The sequence below is a fragment of the Actinomadura sp. KC06 genome (assembly GCF_004348735.1).
Taxonomy (GTDB): domain Bacteria; phylum Actinomycetota; class Actinomycetes; order Streptosporangiales; family Streptosporangiaceae; genus Spirillospora.
In genome coordinates, this window is record NZ_SMKT01000098.1 from 1 (window position 1) to 17,627 (window position 17,627).

At 73.9% G+C, this 17,627-nt stretch carries 11 protein-coding genes; 4 read left to right on the forward strand and 7 right to left on the reverse strand.

The annotated features are described in order from the left end of the window. The 4 genes from E1287_RS27505 to E1287_RS27520 form a co-directional block, all read right to left on the reverse strand. Positions 1–919, reverse strand: a 919-nt coding sequence (locus E1287_RS27505) for a serine/threonine-protein kinase (RefSeq protein WP_131967979.1), incomplete at its 3' end; no start/stop codon positions are given. 126 nt (positions 920–1,045) lie between these two features. Next, a complete protein-coding gene (locus E1287_RS27510; protein WP_131967980.1) occupies positions 1,046–4,321 on the reverse strand; it encodes an error-prone DNA polymerase in 3,276 nt (1,091 codons plus the stop codon). Next, on the reverse strand, positions 4,314–5,825 hold the full coding sequence (locus E1287_RS27515) for a DNA polymerase Y family protein (RefSeq protein WP_131967981.1): 1,512 nt from the start codon (positions 5,823–5,825) through the stop codon (positions 4,314–4,316). The genes E1287_RS27510 and E1287_RS27515 overlap by 8 nt, the downstream gene beginning before the upstream one ends. Next, complete coding sequence (locus E1287_RS27520; RefSeq protein WP_243719474.1) at positions 5,822–6,532, reverse strand: hypothetical protein; 711 nt, start codon at positions 6,530–6,532, stop codon at positions 5,822–5,824. The genes E1287_RS27515 and E1287_RS27520 overlap by 4 nt, the downstream gene beginning before the upstream one ends. A 157-nt stretch (positions 6,533–6,689) precedes the next feature. On the opposite strand from E1287_RS27520, the gene mtnA reads away from it, so the two are divergent. After that, the gene (gene mtnA, locus E1287_RS27525; protein ID WP_131967982.1) at positions 6,690–7,760 is read left to right on the forward strand and encodes an S-methyl-5-thioribose-1-phosphate isomerase; all 1,071 of its coding nucleotides are present in this window, start codon (positions 6,690–6,692) and stop codon (positions 7,758–7,760) included. Here mtnA and E1287_RS27530 read toward each other — a convergent pair. After that, entirely contained in the window at positions 7,737–9,872 is a 2,136-nt protein-coding gene (locus E1287_RS27530) for a M28 family peptidase (protein WP_131967983.1), read from the reverse strand. The genes mtnA and E1287_RS27530 overlap by 24 nt on opposite strands. 133 nt (positions 9,873–10,005) lie before the next feature. On the opposite strand from E1287_RS27530, the gene E1287_RS27535 reads away from it, so the two are divergent. Next, positions 10,006–12,237 (forward strand): ATP-dependent RecD-like DNA helicase, encoded by a 2,232-nt coding sequence (locus E1287_RS27535; RefSeq protein WP_243719475.1) that lies wholly within the window; start codon positions 10,006–10,008, stop codon positions 12,235–12,237. A gap of 91 nt (positions 12,238–12,328) precedes the next feature. Continuing rightward, entirely contained in the window at positions 12,329–13,072 is a 744-nt protein-coding gene (locus tag E1287_RS27540; protein WP_131967985.1) for a polysaccharide deacetylase family protein, read from the forward strand. Here E1287_RS27540 and E1287_RS27545 read toward each other — a convergent pair. After that, complete coding sequence (locus tag E1287_RS27545; RefSeq protein ID WP_131967986.1) at positions 13,062–14,588, reverse strand: ABC transporter substrate-binding protein; 1,527 nt, start codon at positions 14,586–14,588, stop codon at positions 13,062–13,064. The genes E1287_RS27540 and E1287_RS27545 overlap by 11 nt on opposite strands. A gap of 166 nt (positions 14,589–14,754) precedes the next feature. On the opposite strand from E1287_RS27545, the gene E1287_RS27550 reads away from it, so the two are divergent. Further along, positions 14,755–16,194, forward strand: coding sequence for a hypothetical protein (locus tag E1287_RS27550; RefSeq protein WP_131967987.1), 1,440 nt, complete (start codon positions 14,755–14,757; stop codon positions 16,192–16,194). 116 nt (positions 16,195–16,310) lie between these two features. Here E1287_RS27550 and E1287_RS27555 read toward each other — a convergent pair whose 3' ends face one another. After that, positions 16,311–17,603, reverse strand: coding sequence for an aromatic acid exporter family protein (locus E1287_RS27555; protein ID WP_131967988.1), 1,293 nt, complete (start codon positions 17,601–17,603; stop codon positions 16,311–16,313). Positions 17,604–17,627 lie beyond the last annotated feature (24 nt).

A 17,627-nucleotide genomic window follows, 5' to 3' on the forward strand; every position in this document is an offset into this window, starting at 1 on the left:
CCGGGGACGGGGCGGTCGCGTCCCGGGACGTGGCGTTCGGGTCTCCGGCGGGCGGCGCCGACCACGTCTGGCCGAGTTCGGACGTCACGGCCGCCTCGCCCGCGCCGCCGACCAGGGCGAGCAGCAGGTCGCGGGCGCTCGGCCGCCGCGCGGGGTCCTTGCGCAGCGCCGACCGGACGAGCCCGGCCAGCGACTCCGGGAGGTCGCCGATCTCCGGTTCGGCGTGCACGGCGCGGGCCGCCAGGATCTGGAACGAGCCCTGACCGAACGGGTTCCGGCCGCTCGCCGCGTACGCGACGAGGCAGCCCCAGGCGAACACGTCCACCGCCGGGGTGATGTTCTGCGTCGTGACCTGCTCGGGCGCGATCCAGCCCGGGGTGCCGACGACCTGGCCGGTGCGGGTGTGGGACGACGCCATGTCCAGCGCCCGGGCGATCCCGAAGTCGATCACGCGGGGGCCGGAGATGGACAGCATCACGTTGCTCGGCTTGAGGTCGCGGTGCACCAGCCCGGCGCTGTGGATCGCGACCAGCGCCGCGGCGACCCCGACCGCGACGCCGTGCAGCATGCCGGGCGACAGCGCGCCCTTCTCGGCGACATGGTCGAGCAGGGACGGGCCGTCGATGTACTCGGTGACCATGTAGGCGAGGCCGAGGTCCTCGCCGTGCTCCAGGACCTGCGCGGTGCAGAACGACGCGACGCGCTGCGCGTTGGCGGCCTCGTCGTGGAAGCGGGCGAGGAACGTCCGGTCGCCGGCCAGCGCCGACCGCACGACCTTGACCGCGACGAGCCGCTCCTGCGGGTCGCGGCCGAGGTACACCGCGCCCATCCCGCCCTCGCCGAGCTTGGCCTCGATGCGGTACCGGCCGATCCGCGTGGGGTCGTCCGGGCGCAGCTCACGCAGGGAGGTCGCGTCCATGGAGATCACCTTCCGCCCCCATGAGCCGCGTCCTGGCGACCGCACACACGGCGGCACGCGGCCCCAACGATCCATACGATGACAGAGGACGGGGCAAGGTTCTAGCGCGTCGCGCCGCGGCGGGCGTCAGTGGAAGTTGCGGGCGCGGACGCGACCGGGTACAGGGAGCCGCCGCAGCCGGGTCGCGCGGACGTTCGCGACGCCGTCCGCGCGCTCCAGCCGGCCGCTGACCAGCAGCGCCTGCGAGTCGACGGCGAGGCCGCGGTGCCGCTGGAACACCTGCGGCGGGCACACCACGTTGATGATGCCCGTCTCGTCCTCCAGGGTCATGAAGACGATGCCGCCCGCGGTCGGGGGCCGCTGCCGGTGCGTGACGAGCCCGGCGACGACGACGTTCGTCTCGCCCGGCGTCCCGGCGAGGCGGGTGGACGACAGCGCGCCCAGCTCGTCGAGGGCCTCCCGGACGTGCGCGACCGGATGGGTGTGGGACACGCCGGTCGCCCACAGGTCGGCGAGCGTCTCCTCGATCGGCGTCATCGCGGGCAGCGGCGGGGCGGACGCGCCCGGCGTCACGCCCTCCAGCTGCCCGGGGCCGGATCCGGCGAGTGCGCCCGCCGCCCACAGCGCCTCCCGCCGCGACAGCCCGAAGCGGTCGAACGCGCCCGCCGTCGCGAGCGCCTCCAGCGCCCCCGACGACAGCGGGACGCGCCGCGCGAGGTCCTCCATGCTCGTGTAGGGGCGTCCCGCCGCGATCGCCTCCGCGGGCCCGTCGCCCAGGTTGCGGATCCCGGCGAAGCCGAGCCTGATCGCGGGCTGCGGCTCGGACGGCGCGTGCGGGTGCTCGGAGTCGACCTCCACGGTCTCCTCCAGCGTCGGGTGGACGTCGCTGGCGTTGATGTCCACGCCCCTGACCACGACGCCGTGCCGCCGCGCGTCGGCCAGGAGGCTCTGCGGGGAGTAGAAGCCCATCGGCTGGTTCCGCACCAGCGCGGCGGTGAACGCGGCCGGGTAGTGGCGCTTCAGCCAGGAGCTCGCGTACACCAGATGCGCGAAGCTCTGCGCGTGGGACTCCGGGAACCCGAACCCGGTGAAGCCGAGGATCTTCTCGTACACGCTCTCGGCGATGTCGGCGGGGATGCCGCGCTCGGCCATGCCGTCCAGCAGGCGCGCCTTCAGCCGCTCGACGCGCTCCGGCGCGCGTTTGGCGCCCATCGCCTGGCGGAGCTGGTCGGACTCGGCGGGCGTGAACCCGGCGCAGTCGACGGCGAGCTGCATCATCTGCTCCTGGAACAGCGGGACGCCGAGCGTCCGCGACAGCGCCGGCTCCATCAGCGGGTGCGGGCAGCGGGCCGGTTCCAGCCCCTTGCGGCGCCGCAGGTACGGGTGGACGGACCCGCCCTGGATCGGCCCCGGCCTGATCAGCGCCACCTCCACCACCAGGTCGTAGAACTCGCGGGGCTTCAGCCGCGGCAGCGTCGCCATCTGCGCCCGCGACTCGACCTGGAACACCCCGACCGTGTCGGCGTCGCACAGCATGTCGTACACCAGGTCGTCCTCCGGCGGGATCGACTGGAGGTCGTACCGGCGGCCGTGGTGCTCGTCGACCAGGTCGAAGCAGTCGTGCAGCGCGGCGAGCATGCCGAGGCCGAGCAGGTCGAACTTCACCAGCCCTGCCGCGGCGCAGTCGTCCTTGTCCCACTGCAGGACGCTGCGGTTCGGCATCGTGGCCCACTCGATCGGGCAGATCTCCCCGACGGGACGGTCCGCGATCACCATGCCGCCGGAGTGGATGCCGAGGTGCCGGGGGAGCCGCTGCATCCGGTCCGCCAGCTCCAGCACCGGGCCGGGGATGTCGGACTCCGAGCCGACCGGGTCGCGCGGGTCGATGCCCTTCGACCAGGCATCCTGCTGGCCGGGGGAGAAGCCGAGCGCGCGGGCCGCGTCCCGGACGGCCATGCGCGGCCGGTAGCTGATGACGTTCGCGACCTGCGCCGTGCACTCCCGCCCGTACTTGCCGTACACGTACTGGATGGCCTCCTCGCGGCGGCGGTGCTCGATGTCGAGGTCGATGTCGGGCGGGCCGTCGCGTCCGGGGGACAGGAACCGCTCGAACAGCAGCCCGTGCCGGACGGCGTCGACGCCCGTGATGCCGAGCGCGTAGCAGACCGCCGAGTTGGCCGCCGACCCCCGTCCCTGGCACAGGATGCCTTCGCGGCGGCAGAACTCCACGATGTCGTGGACGATCAGGAAGTAGCCGGGGAAGCGGAGCTGCTCGATGACGTCCAGCTCCTTGGCGATCTGCTCGTACGCGCCCGACACCTTCTCCTGCTCCGGCGGCCCGTACCGTTTCAGCGCGCCCTCGGCGACGAGGTGCCGCAGCCAGCTTGCCTCGGTGTGCCCATCCGGGACGGGCCAGTCAGGCAGGCGGGGCGCGACGACGTCGAAGTCGAACAGGCATTCCTTGGCGAGCGCGACCGTCCGCTCCCGGACGCCGGGGAACCGCGCCAGCCGCCTCGCCATCTCCGCGCCGCTGCGGATGTGCGCGGTGCCGCTCGCCGGGAGCCAGCCCACCATGTCGTCCAGGCTGCGGCGGGCCCGGACGGCGGCCATCGCCTGCGCCAGCCGCGCGTCCGCTCCGGGCGCCGCGAAATGCACGTTGTTGGACGCGACGACGTCGACCCCGACGCGCTGGGCAAGGTCGAACAGGACGTCGTTGCGGTGGTCGTCGTCGGGCTGGTCGTGGTCGATGAGCTCGGCGAACACGTTCTCGCGCCCGAACATCGCGATGAGGTTCCGCAGCTCCCGCCCGGCCGCGTCCGGGCCGCCCGACTCCAGCGCCGCCGGGACGGGCCCCTTCCGGCAGCCGGTCAGCACCGCCCAGTGCCCGCCGTGCGCATCGGCCAGCGCCTCCAGGTCGTAGACGGGACGGCCCTTCCGCCCGCCCGCGAGCTGCGCGGCCGTGATCGCCGAGCAGAGCCGCGCGTATCCGGGGGCACCGCGCGCGAGCACCAGCAGGTGCCGTCCGGCCGGGTCGGGCTCGCCGGTCCGCGGGCCCGGCAGGCCCAGGCTCAGCTCCGCGCCGAACACCGTCCCGATCCCGGAGCCGCTCGCGGCCTGCGCGAACTGCACCGCCCCGTACATGCCGTCGTGGTCGGTGATCGCCATCGTCTCCACGCCGAGCCGCGCCGCCTCCTCCACGAGCGAGGCCGGGTCGCTGGCCCCGTCCAGGAAGCTGAACGACGAGTGGCAGTGCAGTTCGGCCCACGCCACGTCCGTCTCGGCGAGCTTGGGGACGGCCGACGGCTCGAACGGCTCCTCCGGCTTCTGCGGCTCGGACGGACGCCACGACAGCCGCTCCTCGAACTCCCGCCACGAGATCGGCGGGTTGTGCCAGTTAGTCATAGACGCCCTCGATGTGCCAGCGGCCGCCCTCGACGGCGAGGAGGTAGGCGGCGCCGTCGTCCGTGGTGACCTGGAAGCGGGCGCGGCGGCGTGCGCGGTCGGCGTCCCACCACCGCTCGTCGGCGGGCCACGGGCCCGTCCACCCCGTGATCGCGGCGGGACTGCCCCGCAGCGCCAGCACGGCGGGCGGCGCGGACACCTCGCAGCGCGCCGACACCACCACCGGCTCCCCGGCGGCGTCGACCAGCTCGACGTCGGGCGGCGCCGCGGGGACGACCGCGGGCGCGGGACCCGTCACCCGTCCGGGCCACGGGCCCTCGGGAAGGCCGCCGGGCGGCAGGTCACCGATCGGGACGCGGACGACCCGCTCGCCCGGCCCGCGCCCGCCGACCAGCACCGGGCGCGTGATCCCGTGATGACCGAGCAGCGCCTGGATGCGGTCGGCGGCCCGCGCGATCCGGTCGGTGACGGACGTCCGGCCCCACAACCCCTCCTGCCTTCCTTCGTCCGGGACGAGCTGGTCGGGCGCCAGTTCCAGCCACGTCACGCCGCCCCACACGTCCTCGGAATCACCGCCTTGCCAGGCGGACAGCTGCCAGCGCACCCGCTCGGCCACGGCCAGCGCCGACAGGCCGTCGTGCCGCCACAGGCGCCGCAGCACGCGGCCGTCCGCGAACCCGGCCGCGACCTCCAGCCGGACGCACGCCAGCCCGCTCGCCGCCAGCGTCTCGTGCAGCTCGCCCGCGAGCCGCTTGGCCGCGAACACCACCCGCTCGGACTGCTCGGCGGGCGGATCGAAGTCGCCGCGGACGGTGAGGTCCTCCGTGCCCTTGACCGGCGCGAGCGGGCGCGGCTCCTCGCCCCTGGCCATCCGGTGCGCGAGCGCGCCGTCCGTGCCGAACCGGCCCGCGACGTGCCCGGACGGCAGCGCCGCGAAGTCGCCGAGCGTCTTGATCCCGAGCCGCCGCAGCAGGTCGGCCAGCTCCGGCCGGTCGAGGACGGACAGCGGATACGGCGCGAGGAACGCCGCCGCGCCGCCCTCCGGCACGACCACGCCGCCCTGCCCGGCGCGGGCGGCCAGCTCCGCCGCGAACAGCCCGTCCGCGACGCCGGAGCCGCAGTCGTGCCCGGCCTCGACGACCGCGTCCTGGACGAGCACGCGCAGCGCCTCCTCGCCCCCGTAGAACCGGGCCGGGCCGCGCGCCGGGATCGCGCACAGCCCCGGCCGCACCACCTCCACCCTGGGCGTGAGCGCCGCGACCGCCTCCACGACCGTCTCGAAGAGGCGTCCCTCCGCGTCGGGGTCGCGTTCGCGGACCACGAGTTCGGGGCAGCGCCGCTGGGCGTCCCGGAGCCGCTGCCCGCGCCGGACGCCCTCGGCCCGCGCCGCCGCCGTGCACGCCGCGACCTGCCCCTGGACGACCACGGCCCCGGCGGTGGCGGCGTCCACGCCGACCGCCGTCGCGGGCCAGTCCGGACACCAGACGACCAGGACCCGGGTCATGCGATCGCCCTTTCGTCCGCGGGCGGCGGGACGAGTTCCAGCGGCGGCCGGACGGTCTCGTCGGGCGTGACCGTGCCGTCGGCGGCGGGCAGCCAGAGGCGGGCGCGGCGGCCCGGACCAGGCGCGTCGCGGCCCTCGGCGACGATCTCGACGCGGCGGCCGGTCAGCCGTCCGTGCCCGGCGGCGAGGCCCTCCCAGGCGGCGTCGTCCAGCCGGAGGCGGAGCCGGGCGCCGGGCCAGTCGTGCGCGAACGCGCCGGTCAGCGTCAGGACGCAGCCGTGTTTGCGGGCCAGCGCGGACAGCCGGCGGACGGCCGCCGCGCCCGGACGCTCAGGCGGGCACAGCAGGATCAGGTCGACGGCCTCGGCGAGGGCGGCGACCACGTCCGGCCACCGGTCGCCGGGGTCGTCGACGAGGAGGAGGCGCTCGGGGGCCGCGCCCATGCCGGCGGCGGCGGCGACGCCGAAGCCCGGGACGCCGACGACCGCGCACCAGCCGCCCGCGCCGTCCGCCCCGCCGTGCCGGGAGACGCCCGCGACGAGCGCGAGGCCGAGCGACGCGGCGCCGGGCCCGCCGAGCCCGACGGCGGAGCCGGGCCGCAGCCCGCCGCCGGGCAGCATGGGACGCAGCGCGGGCAGCACGGGGACCGAGTCCCGGGGTGCCGCCTCCAGCGCCGTCTCCAGCTCCCGCAGCGCGGCCTCCGGCACGGTCGTCCCTCCTCTCGGCGCCTGCGACCAATCTCGAACACAAGTTCGACTTGTGTCAAGTTGTCGCAGGTCACAGAGCGGAGCCGGGAGGGCCGCCAGGACGCGGAAAGCGCGACGGCATAGGGCTTTCCGGAGTTTTGCGGGCATCATGGGCGGTATGACCGGCGACGTGCGGACCATCGAGTGGACGGGCGACGGGCTCCGGCTGCTGGACCAGACGCTCCTGCCCGCGCGCGTCGAGTACGCGACCGTCCGCGACGTGGACGCGCTCGTGGACGCGATCCGCCGGCTCGTCGTGCGCGGCGCGCCCGCGCTGGGCGTGGCGGGCGCGTTCGGCGTCGCGATCGCCGTCCGGCAGGCCGCCCGCGAGGGCTGGGACGGCGCCCGGCGCGACGCGGCGATCGCCCGCGTCCGCGAGGCCCGCCCGACGGCGGTGAACCTGGCCGCCGGCGTCGACCGCGTGCTGCCGTTCATCGGCAAGGGCGCCGACGCCGTCGCGGCGGAGGCGCAGGCGCTCCTGGACGAGGACGTCCGCGGCAACCGCGCCATCGGGGCCTTCGGCGCCGACTGGATCCTCGGCCGGGTCGGCGACCGGCCGCTCCGCGTCCTCACGCACTGCAACGCGGGCGCGCTCGCGACGGCCGGATGGGGCACGGCGCTCGGCGTCGTCCGGGAGCTGCACGGGCGCGGCCGCGTCGAGACCGTCTACGCGGACGAGACGCGCCCGCTGCTGCAGGGCGCGCGGCTCACCGCGTGGGAGCTCGACCAGGCCGGGATCCCGTGCGTCGTCCAGGCGGACGCCGCGGCGCCGAGCACGATCCTGCGCGGCCTCGCGGACGTCGCCGTCATCGGCGCGGACCGGATCGCCGCCAACGGCGACACCGCCAACAAGATCGGCTCGGTCGGGGTCGCGCTGGCGTGCGCGGCGGCCGGGATCCCGCTGGTCGTGGCCGCGCCGTGGAGCACCGTCGACCTCGCCGTCCCGGACGGGGCCGCGATCCCGATCGAGGAGCGTCCCGCCGAGGAGGTCCTGGCCTGGGGCGGCGCGAGGACCGCCCCGGCCGGGGTTGGGGCGTTCAATCCCGCGTTCGACGTCACGCCCGCCCGCCTCGTGACCGCGCTGGTCACCGAGACGGGCGTGCTGGAGGTCGCGGCGGGCGCGACCTCGGCGGGCGCGACCCCGGGCTCGGCGGGCGCGAACCCGTCAGCCGTCTCCTCGCGGCTCTAGGGTGCGGGTGGCGGCGCGCAGGCTGCGGAACAGCCGCGCCTCGTACTCCTTCGCGGCGCTGACGTCGCGGTCGAGGAACAGCGTGTCGTAGAGCGCGGGCAGCCGCTGCGTGGCGTAGCCGGTGTCCATGCCGGGCGCGTACATCTGGTGCCGGTACCAGGGACGTCCCGGCAGCCCGGCCTCGGTCAGCAGGTCGCGTTCGGCCTGCATGATCCGGTCGTTGAGGCGGCGGAACGCGGCGGTGTCGCCGTCGCGGAGCGCCTCGTCCGCCCGCGCCCGCAGCGCCTCCGCCGCCCGCTGCCACGCCTTGGCCTGCTCGATGTCGCGGGACACGTCCACGACGACGGAGCCGAGCCGCTCGCGCTGCTCCTCGGTGAAGTCGGCGAGGTACCGGGCGGTCTCCTCGGCGTACGGACGGTAGCGGAGCGCGACGACGTCGGCGTTCGCCAGCCGCAGCGTCGCGATGCCCGCCAGCCGCGACATCGCCGCGTGGTACTGCCAGGTCGGGTCGCCGAAACGCGACATCCAGTAGAAGTCGTCGCACGAGCAGTGGTAGTTGCCGTCGTCGCCCGGCGATTCGGAGCCGATGTCCATCGCGGGCACGCCGTACCGCTGGAAGAACGCCTGGAAGTCGGAGCCGCCGCCGATGCGGCTGATCGGCGTCTTCCCGTCGTTCTGCGCCTTCCACGCCTCGTGCAGCGTCCCGTCCGTGCCGGGCCAGCGCACCTGCTTGGACGCGTCGATGACGGACTGGTCCAGCGCGGGCGTCGTCGACGCGCCGAACTGCGAGCCGCTGGCGCCGTCCATGTTCACGTAGGCGACGGCGTTGCGGAGCTGCCTGGCCCGCTCCTCGGCGTACTCGGTGGAGCCGAACAGGCCGTACTCCTCACCGTCCCAGGTGGCCAGGACGATGGTGCGCTTGGGGCGCCATCCCTCCTTCAGCAGTTTCCCCAGAGCGCGTCCGACCTGGAGCACGTTCTCCGTCCCGGACAGGTTGTCGCTGCTCCCGTACGCCCACGAGTCGTGGTGCGCGCCCAGGATGACCTCCTGCTGCGGGTGCTCGCTGCCTGGGATGCGCACGGTGACGTTCCACAGCGGACGCACCTCGAACTTGTTCTTGAGGTCGAGGTGGACCTTCGTCCCGCCGGGCCCGAAGCGGTAGTCGAACGGCAGGCCGCCCTGCCACTCCTTCGGCACCTTCGGGCCCGTCAGCGCCCGCAGCAGCGGCTCCGCCGCGCCGTAGGAGATCGGCGTCGTCGGGATGAGGCCCTTCAACATGGGCGCCTCGGACGGCGGGATCCGGTGCGCGCCCTTCACGGCGGGCCAGCCGGGCGTCTGCGGGTCGCCGGCGGCGAGCTGGATCTGCGCGACGCTGCCGCGCTGGATTCCGTCCGGGGCGCGCCACGGCCCGTCCGGGTACACCTCGCCCTTGGTGAAGCCGTCGTCGGCGGGGTCGGAGTAGATGAGGACGCCCTTCGCGCCCCGCTTGGCGGCCTCGCGCGGCTTGACCCCGCGGAACACCGCCCCGTACCGGGTGAGGACGATCTTCCCCTCGACGGAGACGCCCTGCTTCTCCAGCAGCTCGAAGTCCTCCGGCCGCCCGTAGTTGGCGTACACGACCTCGCCCTTGACGTTCCCGGACGGAGACATCCCGTTGTGCCCCGGGATCACCTTGTCGAAGTGCTTCTGCCAGGGCCGCTTCTTCTCCTTGACGGGGAGCGTCCGCCGGTCCGGCGCGGTCATCTCGACCTTCACACGCTCCGGCATGGACAGGTAGGCGTAGTACGTCGTGATCTCGGGCTGCAGCCCGTACGACTTGAAATGCGCGGCGATGCGCTGGACGCGGCGCCAGTCGCCGGTCGTGGTCGCGAGGCCCGGCTCGGCGGCCAGTTCGGCGTCCAGCGCGCGGGCCACCTTCGCGGACGGGACGGAGCCGAACAGCTTCTCGTACTGCCGCTGCCATCGGGAGTTCTCGTCGGTGAAGCCGGGGATCGGTCGTTTCTCGTCGGAGGAGGGCGGTGCCGCGGCGGCGGGGGCCGCGGACAGGATGAGCGCGAGCGACACGGCGGGGGCGGTCAGCGCCGCCAGCGCCTGGGTTCGGGAGCTGAACACCAGTGTTACCTCTCAGTGCGCCGTACGGGGTGCGCCCGGAACGTACGTCGCGATCACCGGAAGATCTAGGACGACTGCCGGATCCGGCCACGATGTCGTGGGCGGGTGGTCGGGACAGGCCATCATGGTGATCGTGCCGACCTCCCCGACGCCCGACGGCGCGCCGCGTCCGGTGGATCTTGACGCGGTCTTGGAAAGGATCACGTACGCCAACGAGGACACCGGCTACACCGTCGCGCGCGTCGCGACCGCGAAGAGCGGCGGCGATCTGCTGACGGTCGTGGGCGCGCTCCTCGGCGCGCAGGTGGGGGAGAGCCTGCGCCTGGTCGGACGGTGGCGCTCGCACCCCAAGTACGGCAAGCAGTTCGAGGTCGAGTCGTACACGACCGTCCTGCCGGCGACGATCCAGGGCATCCGCCGCTACCTCGGCTCCGGCATGATCAAGGGGATCGGGCCGGTGATGGCCGACCGGATGGTCGGCCACTTCGGCACCGACATCCTGCGGATCATCGAGGAGGAGCCGGAGCGGCTCGCCGAGGTCCAGGGCCTCGGGCCCAAGCGGACGAAGCGGATCGGCGAGGCGTGGGAGGAGCAGAAGGCCATCAAGGAGGTGATGGTCTTCCTGCAGGGCGTCGGGGTGTCGACGTCCCTGGCCGTCCGGATCTACAAGCAGTACGGCGACGAGTCGATCGACACCGTCCGCAAGCAGCCGTACCAGCTCGCGTCGGACGTGTGGGGCATCGGGTTCAAGACGGCCGACACGATCGCGCAGGCCGTCGGCATCCCGCACGACAGCCCCGAGCGGATCAAGGCGGGCCTGCAGTACACGCTGTCGGAGGCCGCGGACGACGGCCACTGCTTCCTGCCGGAGCCGAACCTCGTCACGGCCGCGGAGAAGATCCTCGGCGTCGGGCGGGAGCTGATCGTCCCGGCGCTGGACGAGCTGGCCCGCGACGAGGGCGTCGTCCGGGAGCCGATCCCCGGCGAGGGCGAGGACGCCGCGACGATCCCCGCCGTGTACCTGGTGCCGTTCCACCGGGCCGAACGCTCCCTCGCCCGCGGCCTGCTGGAGCTGCTCGACGCCCCGACCGACAGACTCAAGGCGTTCGCCGACGTCGACTGGGGCAAGGCGCTGCCGTGGCTGAGGCAGCGCACCGGCCAGGACCTTGCCCCCGAGCAGCAGGAGGCGGTCAAGCTCGCGCTGACGTCGAAGGTGTCGGTGCTGACCGGCGGGCCCGGCTGCGGCAAGAGCTTCACCGTCCGGTCGGTGGTGGAGCTGGCCGCCGCGAAGAAGGCGAAGATCGTCCTGGTGGCGCCGACCGGGCGGGCCGCCAAGCGGCTCGCCGAGCTGACCGGGCACGAGGCCGCGACCGTCCACCGGCTCCTGCAGCTCCAGCCCGGCGGCGACCCCAAGTTCGACCAGGACAACCCCCTGGACGCTGACCTGGTCGTCGTCGACGAGTCCTCGATGGTCGACCTGATCCTGGCGAACAAGCTGGTCAAGGCGATCCCGCGCGGCGCGCACCTGCTGCTCGTCGGGGACGTCGACCAGCTCCCGTCCGTCGGCGCGGGCGAGGTGCTCGCCGACCTGCTCGGCGCCGAGGCGATCCCGCGCGTCCGGCTCACGAAGATCTTCCGGCAGGCGCAGCGGTCCGGCATCGTCGTCAACGCGCACCGCGTCAACGCGGGCGACCATCCGCAGACGCACGGCTACCCCGACTTCTTCCTGTTCCCGTGCGAGGAGCAGGACGAGGCGGCCGAGCTGACCGTGGACGTCGTCGCCAACCGCGTCCCGCGCAAGTTCGGCCTCGACCCGCGCCGCGACGTTCAGGTCCTCACGCCGATGCACCGGGGCGCCGCCGGGGCCGGGGAGCTGAACGCGCGGCTGCAGGAGGCCCTCACCCCGCACGACGACGCGCGCCCCGAACGCCGCTACGGCGGACGCGTCTTCCGCGTCGGCGACAAGGTCACCCAGCTCCGCAACAACTACGACAAGGGCGAGGCGGGCGTCTTCAACGGCACCGTCGGCGTCGTGACGTCGGTGTCCCTCGAAGAGCAGTCGCTGACCGTCGTGACCGACGAGGACGAGAGCGTCGGCTACGCCTTCGACGAGCTGGACGAGCTCGCCCACGCCTACGCGATCACGATCCACCGCTCGCAGGGCAGCGAGTACCCGGCCGTCGTCATCCCGCTCACCACCGGCGCGTGGATGATGCTGCGCCGCAACCTCCTCTACACGGGGATCACCCGTGCGAAGAAGCTCGTCGTCCTCGTCGGGTCGCGCCGGGCGCTCGCCGCCGCCGTCCGCACCGCCGGCGCGGGCCGCCGCCACACCGCCCTCGCCCACCGCCTGTCCCAGCGGTAGCGCCATTTTCAGCGGCTACTGAAATTTCAGTTCGGGGCCACTGTCGAGAAAGTATTGACAGGTGTTTCGGAAGCATTTCCAAAATGCAGACATGATCACACATGCTCCCGCGCCCCGCGGCCACGCGCCGCTCCCGCACATCCTCCTCCTCGCCCTGACGGCCGTTCTCGCGGCCGGACTCGCGGTCGCCGCGGCCGCCGCCCCCGCCCGCGCCGCCGACGACCGGAAATGCAGAGCGGGTTATGTGGGCCTGACCTTCGACGACGGCCCCACCCCGGAGCACACCGCCCGGCTCCTTTCCGCGTTGCGGGAGAACGGCGTCCGGGCCACTTTGTTCAACATCGGCGAGAAGGCGGAGAAGAACGAGGAGCTGGTCGTCGCCGAGAAGGAGGCCGGCATGTGGATCGCCAACCACAGCTGGTCGCATCCGCAGCTGACGAAGCTGCCGGACGACGGGATCAAGTCCGAGCTCGCACGGACCCAGGTCCTGCTGGAGGAGATCACCGGGACGGCGCCGGTGCTGTTCCGGCCCCCGTACGGGAACACCAACGACACGGTCAAGGAGATCGCGCGGGGGCTCGGCATGGCCGAGATCCTCTGGGACGTCGACACCCGGGACTGGAGCGGCAAGTCCGCCGAGGAGATCGTGGAGGAGGCCGTCACCGTGCAGAGCGGCGAGATCGTCCTCATGCACGACGGCTACGACGCGACCATCGAGGCCATCCCCGCGATCATGGAGAACCTGCGGAGCCGCGCGCTGTGCCCCGGCATGATCTCGCCGGCCACCGGCAAGGCCGTGGAGCCCACCGATGAGGTCGCGACCGTCATTCCTTGACGGACAGGGCCGTGAGGCGGAGGCCGGTGAAGGCCCCGGCGGTGACGCCGCGGACGCGTTCCGACCACACCAGGTGGTCGTGGCGGGACCACAGCGGCATCGCCGGCATGTCCCGCAACATGGCGCTCTCGGCGAGACGCGCCGGGATCACGCCCTCGTCCGGGCTGGTCGCGCGCTCCGCCTCGGCGACCAGGCCGGTGGCGTAGTCGTCGTCGAAGCCGGTTCCGGCGTCCAGAAGCGGCGCGAGCGCGGCGACGGGCGCGGGGTAGGCGGCGGTGGTGCGGACGACGAACGGGCCGTCCACCTCGCGGTCGCCCAGGGCCTTGGCGAGGCCGGTCACGGGGTGCGGGCGCGCGTCGAGCTTGAGCTCCTTGCGGAGCTGGTCGGCGACCGTCCGCACCCACGCGTCATCGCCCCGGTTCGCCTCGTACCAGAGGTTCACCGGCCCGGTGAGGCCGCCCGCGTCGGCCAGCGCGGAGACGGCGGCCTTCGAGTCGTGGAGGCACAGGCGGCACTGCCCCTCGCGGTGACCCGGGAGGATGCCGGGCGCGACGAGCGCGTCCGCGGGCGTGTACTGGTGGCCGAGCGGCCCCTCGGTCACGGCGGAACGGTCGATCGCCATGGACAGCGCGTGCCGGACGGTCGGGGACGCGAGCCGCTCCTCCCACCCCGGGAACGCCAGGTAGGTCACCTCCCGTCCGGGGACGGCGCGGTGGCGGCCGCCGAAGTCGGCGTCCATCGACTCGTGCCGCTCGGGCGGGACCTGCGTGGCGACGTCGAGGTCGCCGGCCTCGGCGGCGGCGTACTGCGTGCGCGCGTCCGGCATCTGCTTCACGACGACCGATCGCCCGCCCTTCACGGGTGCCAGGACGATCTCCCGCGCGCTCTTCGACGTCAGCCGGAACGGGCCGTTGCCCACGGGCGCGCGGCCGTAGGACGCCCAGTCCCGCGAGGTCAGGACCTTTTCGGGCATCGGGAAGAACGCGGGGTCGCCGAGCAGCGCCGGAAACCCGGCCAGCGGACGGTCGAGCGTCACCTCGAACGTCCGGTCGTCCTTGACCTTGAGGCCCGGGATCTCGGTCGCGCCCCGCTCGGCGCCCTTGACGCGGGCGACGTCGGTGAACAGCCGCGCCCCGGCCCAGCCCTCGCGCAGGACGGCCGTCCAGGCGCCGGTGAAGGAGCGGGACGTGACGGGCGTCCCGTCCTGGAACGTCGCGCCGGGGCGGAGCCGGATCGTCCATGCCTTCCGGTCCGGGCTGGTGATCGACTCGGCGGCGGCGTTCGCGGGCGCGCCGGTCTTCGGGTCGTAAGAGACCAGGCCCGTCCAGACCGCGTTCGCGATCATGCGGCCGGCGGTGTCGCGGACGTCGCCGGGCAGCAGCGTCGCCGGGGCGGCCGCGCCGACGGAGATCCGCGGGTCGTCCGGGCCGCTCGCCGCCCGGAGCGCCGCGATCGGGGCCAGCAGGACCACCACCGCCCCGGTGACCAGGGCGGCGGTGCGGGTGGAGCTCTTCAATGCCTCTCCCGGGAGCCAGGGCGGGGACGAGCGCGAGGGTACGGCAGGACGACAGGTCCGACCAGTCCTTACGGTGCTGAGTCCATTTCGTGATCCGCGCGCCTGTTGATCAACGTTCCCGCCTCGTTCACACTGGCGCCTGGATGATCTCTCCCTTGGAGGTGCGATGTCTCCCCGCACATCCGTTTCCGTCCGGCGCCTGCTGCAAGGCGGCGCCGCGGCCGCGACGGCCGCGGCGCTGATGGCCGGGACCGCCTGGGCGTGCCCGCCCGAGCCGCCAGGCGCACAGAGCACGCGGGCCGCGTCCGAGGGCGAGGGCACCGGCGGCGGACGCCACGCCGGGCACTACCACCGGGCGCCCGCGGCGAGCACGGAGTCCGAGGCGATCAAGGGCGTGCGGCGCGTCGGCGGGGTGACCGACGCCAAGGGCGCCATCTCGCTGATGTTCATCGACTACGGCCGCGGCCGGCACAAGCGGACGATCATGTACGCGACCGGCGAGTTCGGGCTGAAGGCCTACGACGTGTCCGCCGACCCCCGCTCGCCCAAGCTGGTCGGGCAGCTGAACATGCCCGGCATGTGGGAGACCGAGGACACCGACTTCGACCCCGAACGCAAGATCATCTACTTGTCGCGTGACCCGCGCGCGTTCGGCGGGGACACGAAGACGGGCGAGTCCGGCATCTACGTCGTGGACGCGTCCAAGCCGGAGAACCTGCGGCACATCACCTACGTGAAGGTCCCGGCCGGGCACACCACCACTTGCGTCAACGACTGCAAGTACCTCTGGACGGGCGGGCCCGCGAAGGCGGACTGGATGCCCGCCGACTGGGGCGGGCGGCCCGTGTGGGTCACCGACGTCCGGAACCCGGCCAAGCCGAAGGTGTTCGAGAAGCCGATCGACACCGGCCGCAACGACGGGAAGACCGACTACACGCACGACATCCAGGTCGACTCCGACGGGGTCGCGTGGGCGTCCGGGCGCGGCGGCGTCCGCGGGTACCACACGTCCGGCCGGCACTACGACCCGGTGGCGAAGAAGTGGCGCCGGGCAACGGCGTACGACCCCGTCCCGTACGCGGGCGGCGGCCTGGACGAGGCCACCATCAACTCCACGTTCATGCACAACAGCTACCGCGCCACCGGGCGGACCCGGAACCAGGCCGCCGATCCGCGCAGGTGGGGCAACGGCAAGCTGATCTACGTCACCGAGGAGACCTTCGGCGACGGCTGCGCCAACGACGGGCTGCTCGTCATCGCGTCGCTGGAGGGCTCCTACCGCGGTGAGGGCTGGCGCTCCACCCCGCAGGACCCGTTCCGCCTGCGCACCGTCGGCACGTGGGGCGTCGCCGGCAAGGAGGGCAGCGACCCGAAGAGCCTGGACTGCTCGGCGCACTACCTCGACGTCCGCGACGGCATCCTCGTCCAGTCGTTCTACGCGCAGGGCACCCGATTCCTGGACGTGCGCGACCCGACGAACCCGAAGCAGGTCGCCTACTATCGCCCGGCGGACGCCTCGTCCTGGCAGCCGTACTGGCACGGCAAGTACGTGTACGTCGCCGACAACACGCGCGGCGTCGACGTCCTGGAGCCGACCTTCCGCTGACCGGCCCCAGCTGACGGTCCATCCGCGCAGAGGCCCGTTCCTGACCCCCAGGGGCAACCCTCAGGGACGGGCCTCTGCCTTCTGCCGCCCGCCTCGCCGCCGCCGGCCTCGCGAGGTCAGGGGCGTCCGCCCGGACGCCGCCGCCAGTACTGCTCGCCGGAAGCGCGGGCGTTCCGCTCGGCCGCGTCCGCGGCGGAACCGGCGGCCCGGCGGAGCTGATGCCCCGCCCGCTGCACGGCCTGGACGGGACGCGCGGGCAGATGCCGGGACGCGCCGCGGTGCCGCCGCCAGTGCTCGCGGGCACGGGTCCGGTGCTCGACGCGCAGGTTCTCGATGAGCCGGTCGACGTCCATGGACACCTCCCCGTACAGCGGCCACGGGTCCCCGGCCACGGCCCGCTCGTGCAGCCTGCGGGCGAGCCTCGCGCGGCGCTCGCGGGCGACGTCCACCCGGACCTCGAGGTCGTGCTCGGCGAGGAACGGCCGCGCGTCGCGGGCCAGGTCGGAGCGGGCCAGCCGCCCGTAGGCGGCGACGCTGGCGGCGATCCCCGCGAGGGCGTCGCCGAGCTCGCGGCGCAGCGCCCCGTCGGTCAGCAGCCGGCCCCGCTCCCCGAGCCGCTCGTCGTCGGCGAGCGCGCGGGTCAGGCCGCGCAGCGACAGCGTGAAGTGCTCCATCGTCTCCATCGCGTTGCGCAGCGCGACCCCGGCGTCGATCAGCCGTCGCGCCCGCGTGCGCGGGTTCAGCCGGACGCTCTCCTCCGCCGCGCCGAGCTCCTGGTCGGCGCGGCCGATCTCGCGGGCGAGCCGCTCGGCGTCGTCCTGCCAGCGGGCCGCCTCGTGCGCCGTCCGCTCGCCGCGCAGCCCGTCCGCGATCTCCTCGACCAGGCCGCGGAGCTTCTCGGTGACGTCCTGGACGGCCTCCTCCGCCGGGCGGATCCGCACCGACGGCGCCAGCAGCGTCGCGGCCAGGCCGGTGGCGGCGCCGATCAGCGTCTCCAGGACCCGTTCGGCGGCACCGGTCTCGCTGGCCGCGCCCAGCGCGAAGATCAGCATCGCGGAGATCGGCGCCTCCAGGACGTGCTCGCGCAGCCGCAGCACGTGCCCGATCACGAGCGCGGCGAGGATCGTCAGGCCGAGCGTCCACCAGGAGAACCCGATGGTGCTCGCGGCCATCACCGCGACCAGCACCCCGGAGGTGACGGCGGCGACCCGCAGGATGCCCGCCCTGATCGTCTGGTAGACGGAGAACTGGACGACGAGCAGCGCGGTCAGCGGCGACAGCAGCGGCTTCGGCCCGCCCTCCGGCAGCACCGCCAGGGCCAGCACGTACGCCGCCACGGCGGTGATCGTCAGCCGGGCGATCCGGTGGACGTCGGACCTCGGCACCCGGCGCAGGAACGCGAACGACATGCCCGGTGTCCTTCCCGCAGGCCG

Bases quoted from the DNA above. Each gene is read 5' to 3' on its own strand.
- E1287_RS27510 (WP_131967980.1), bottom strand. From the start codon at position 4,321: ATGACTAACTGGCACAACCCGCCGATCTCGTGGCGGGAGTTCGAGGAG.
- E1287_RS27550 (WP_131967987.1), top strand. From the start codon at position 14,755: ATGTCTCCCCGCACATCCGTTTCCGTCCGGCGCCTGCTGCAAGGCGGC.
- E1287_RS27515 (WP_131967981.1), bottom strand. From the start codon at position 5,825: ATGACCCGGGTCCTGGTCGTCTGGTGTCCGGACTGGCCCGCGACGGCG.
- E1287_RS27540 (WP_131967985.1), top strand. From the start codon at position 12,329: ATGATCACACATGCTCCCGCGCCCCGCGGCCACGCGCCGCTCCCGCAC.
- E1287_RS27555 (WP_131967988.1), bottom strand. From the start codon at position 17,603: ATGTCGTTCGCGTTCCTGCGCCGGGTGCCGAGGTCCGACGTCCACCGG.
- mtnA (WP_131967982.1), top strand. From the start codon at position 6,690: ATGACCGGCGACGTGCGGACCATCGAGTGGACGGGCGACGGGCTCCGG.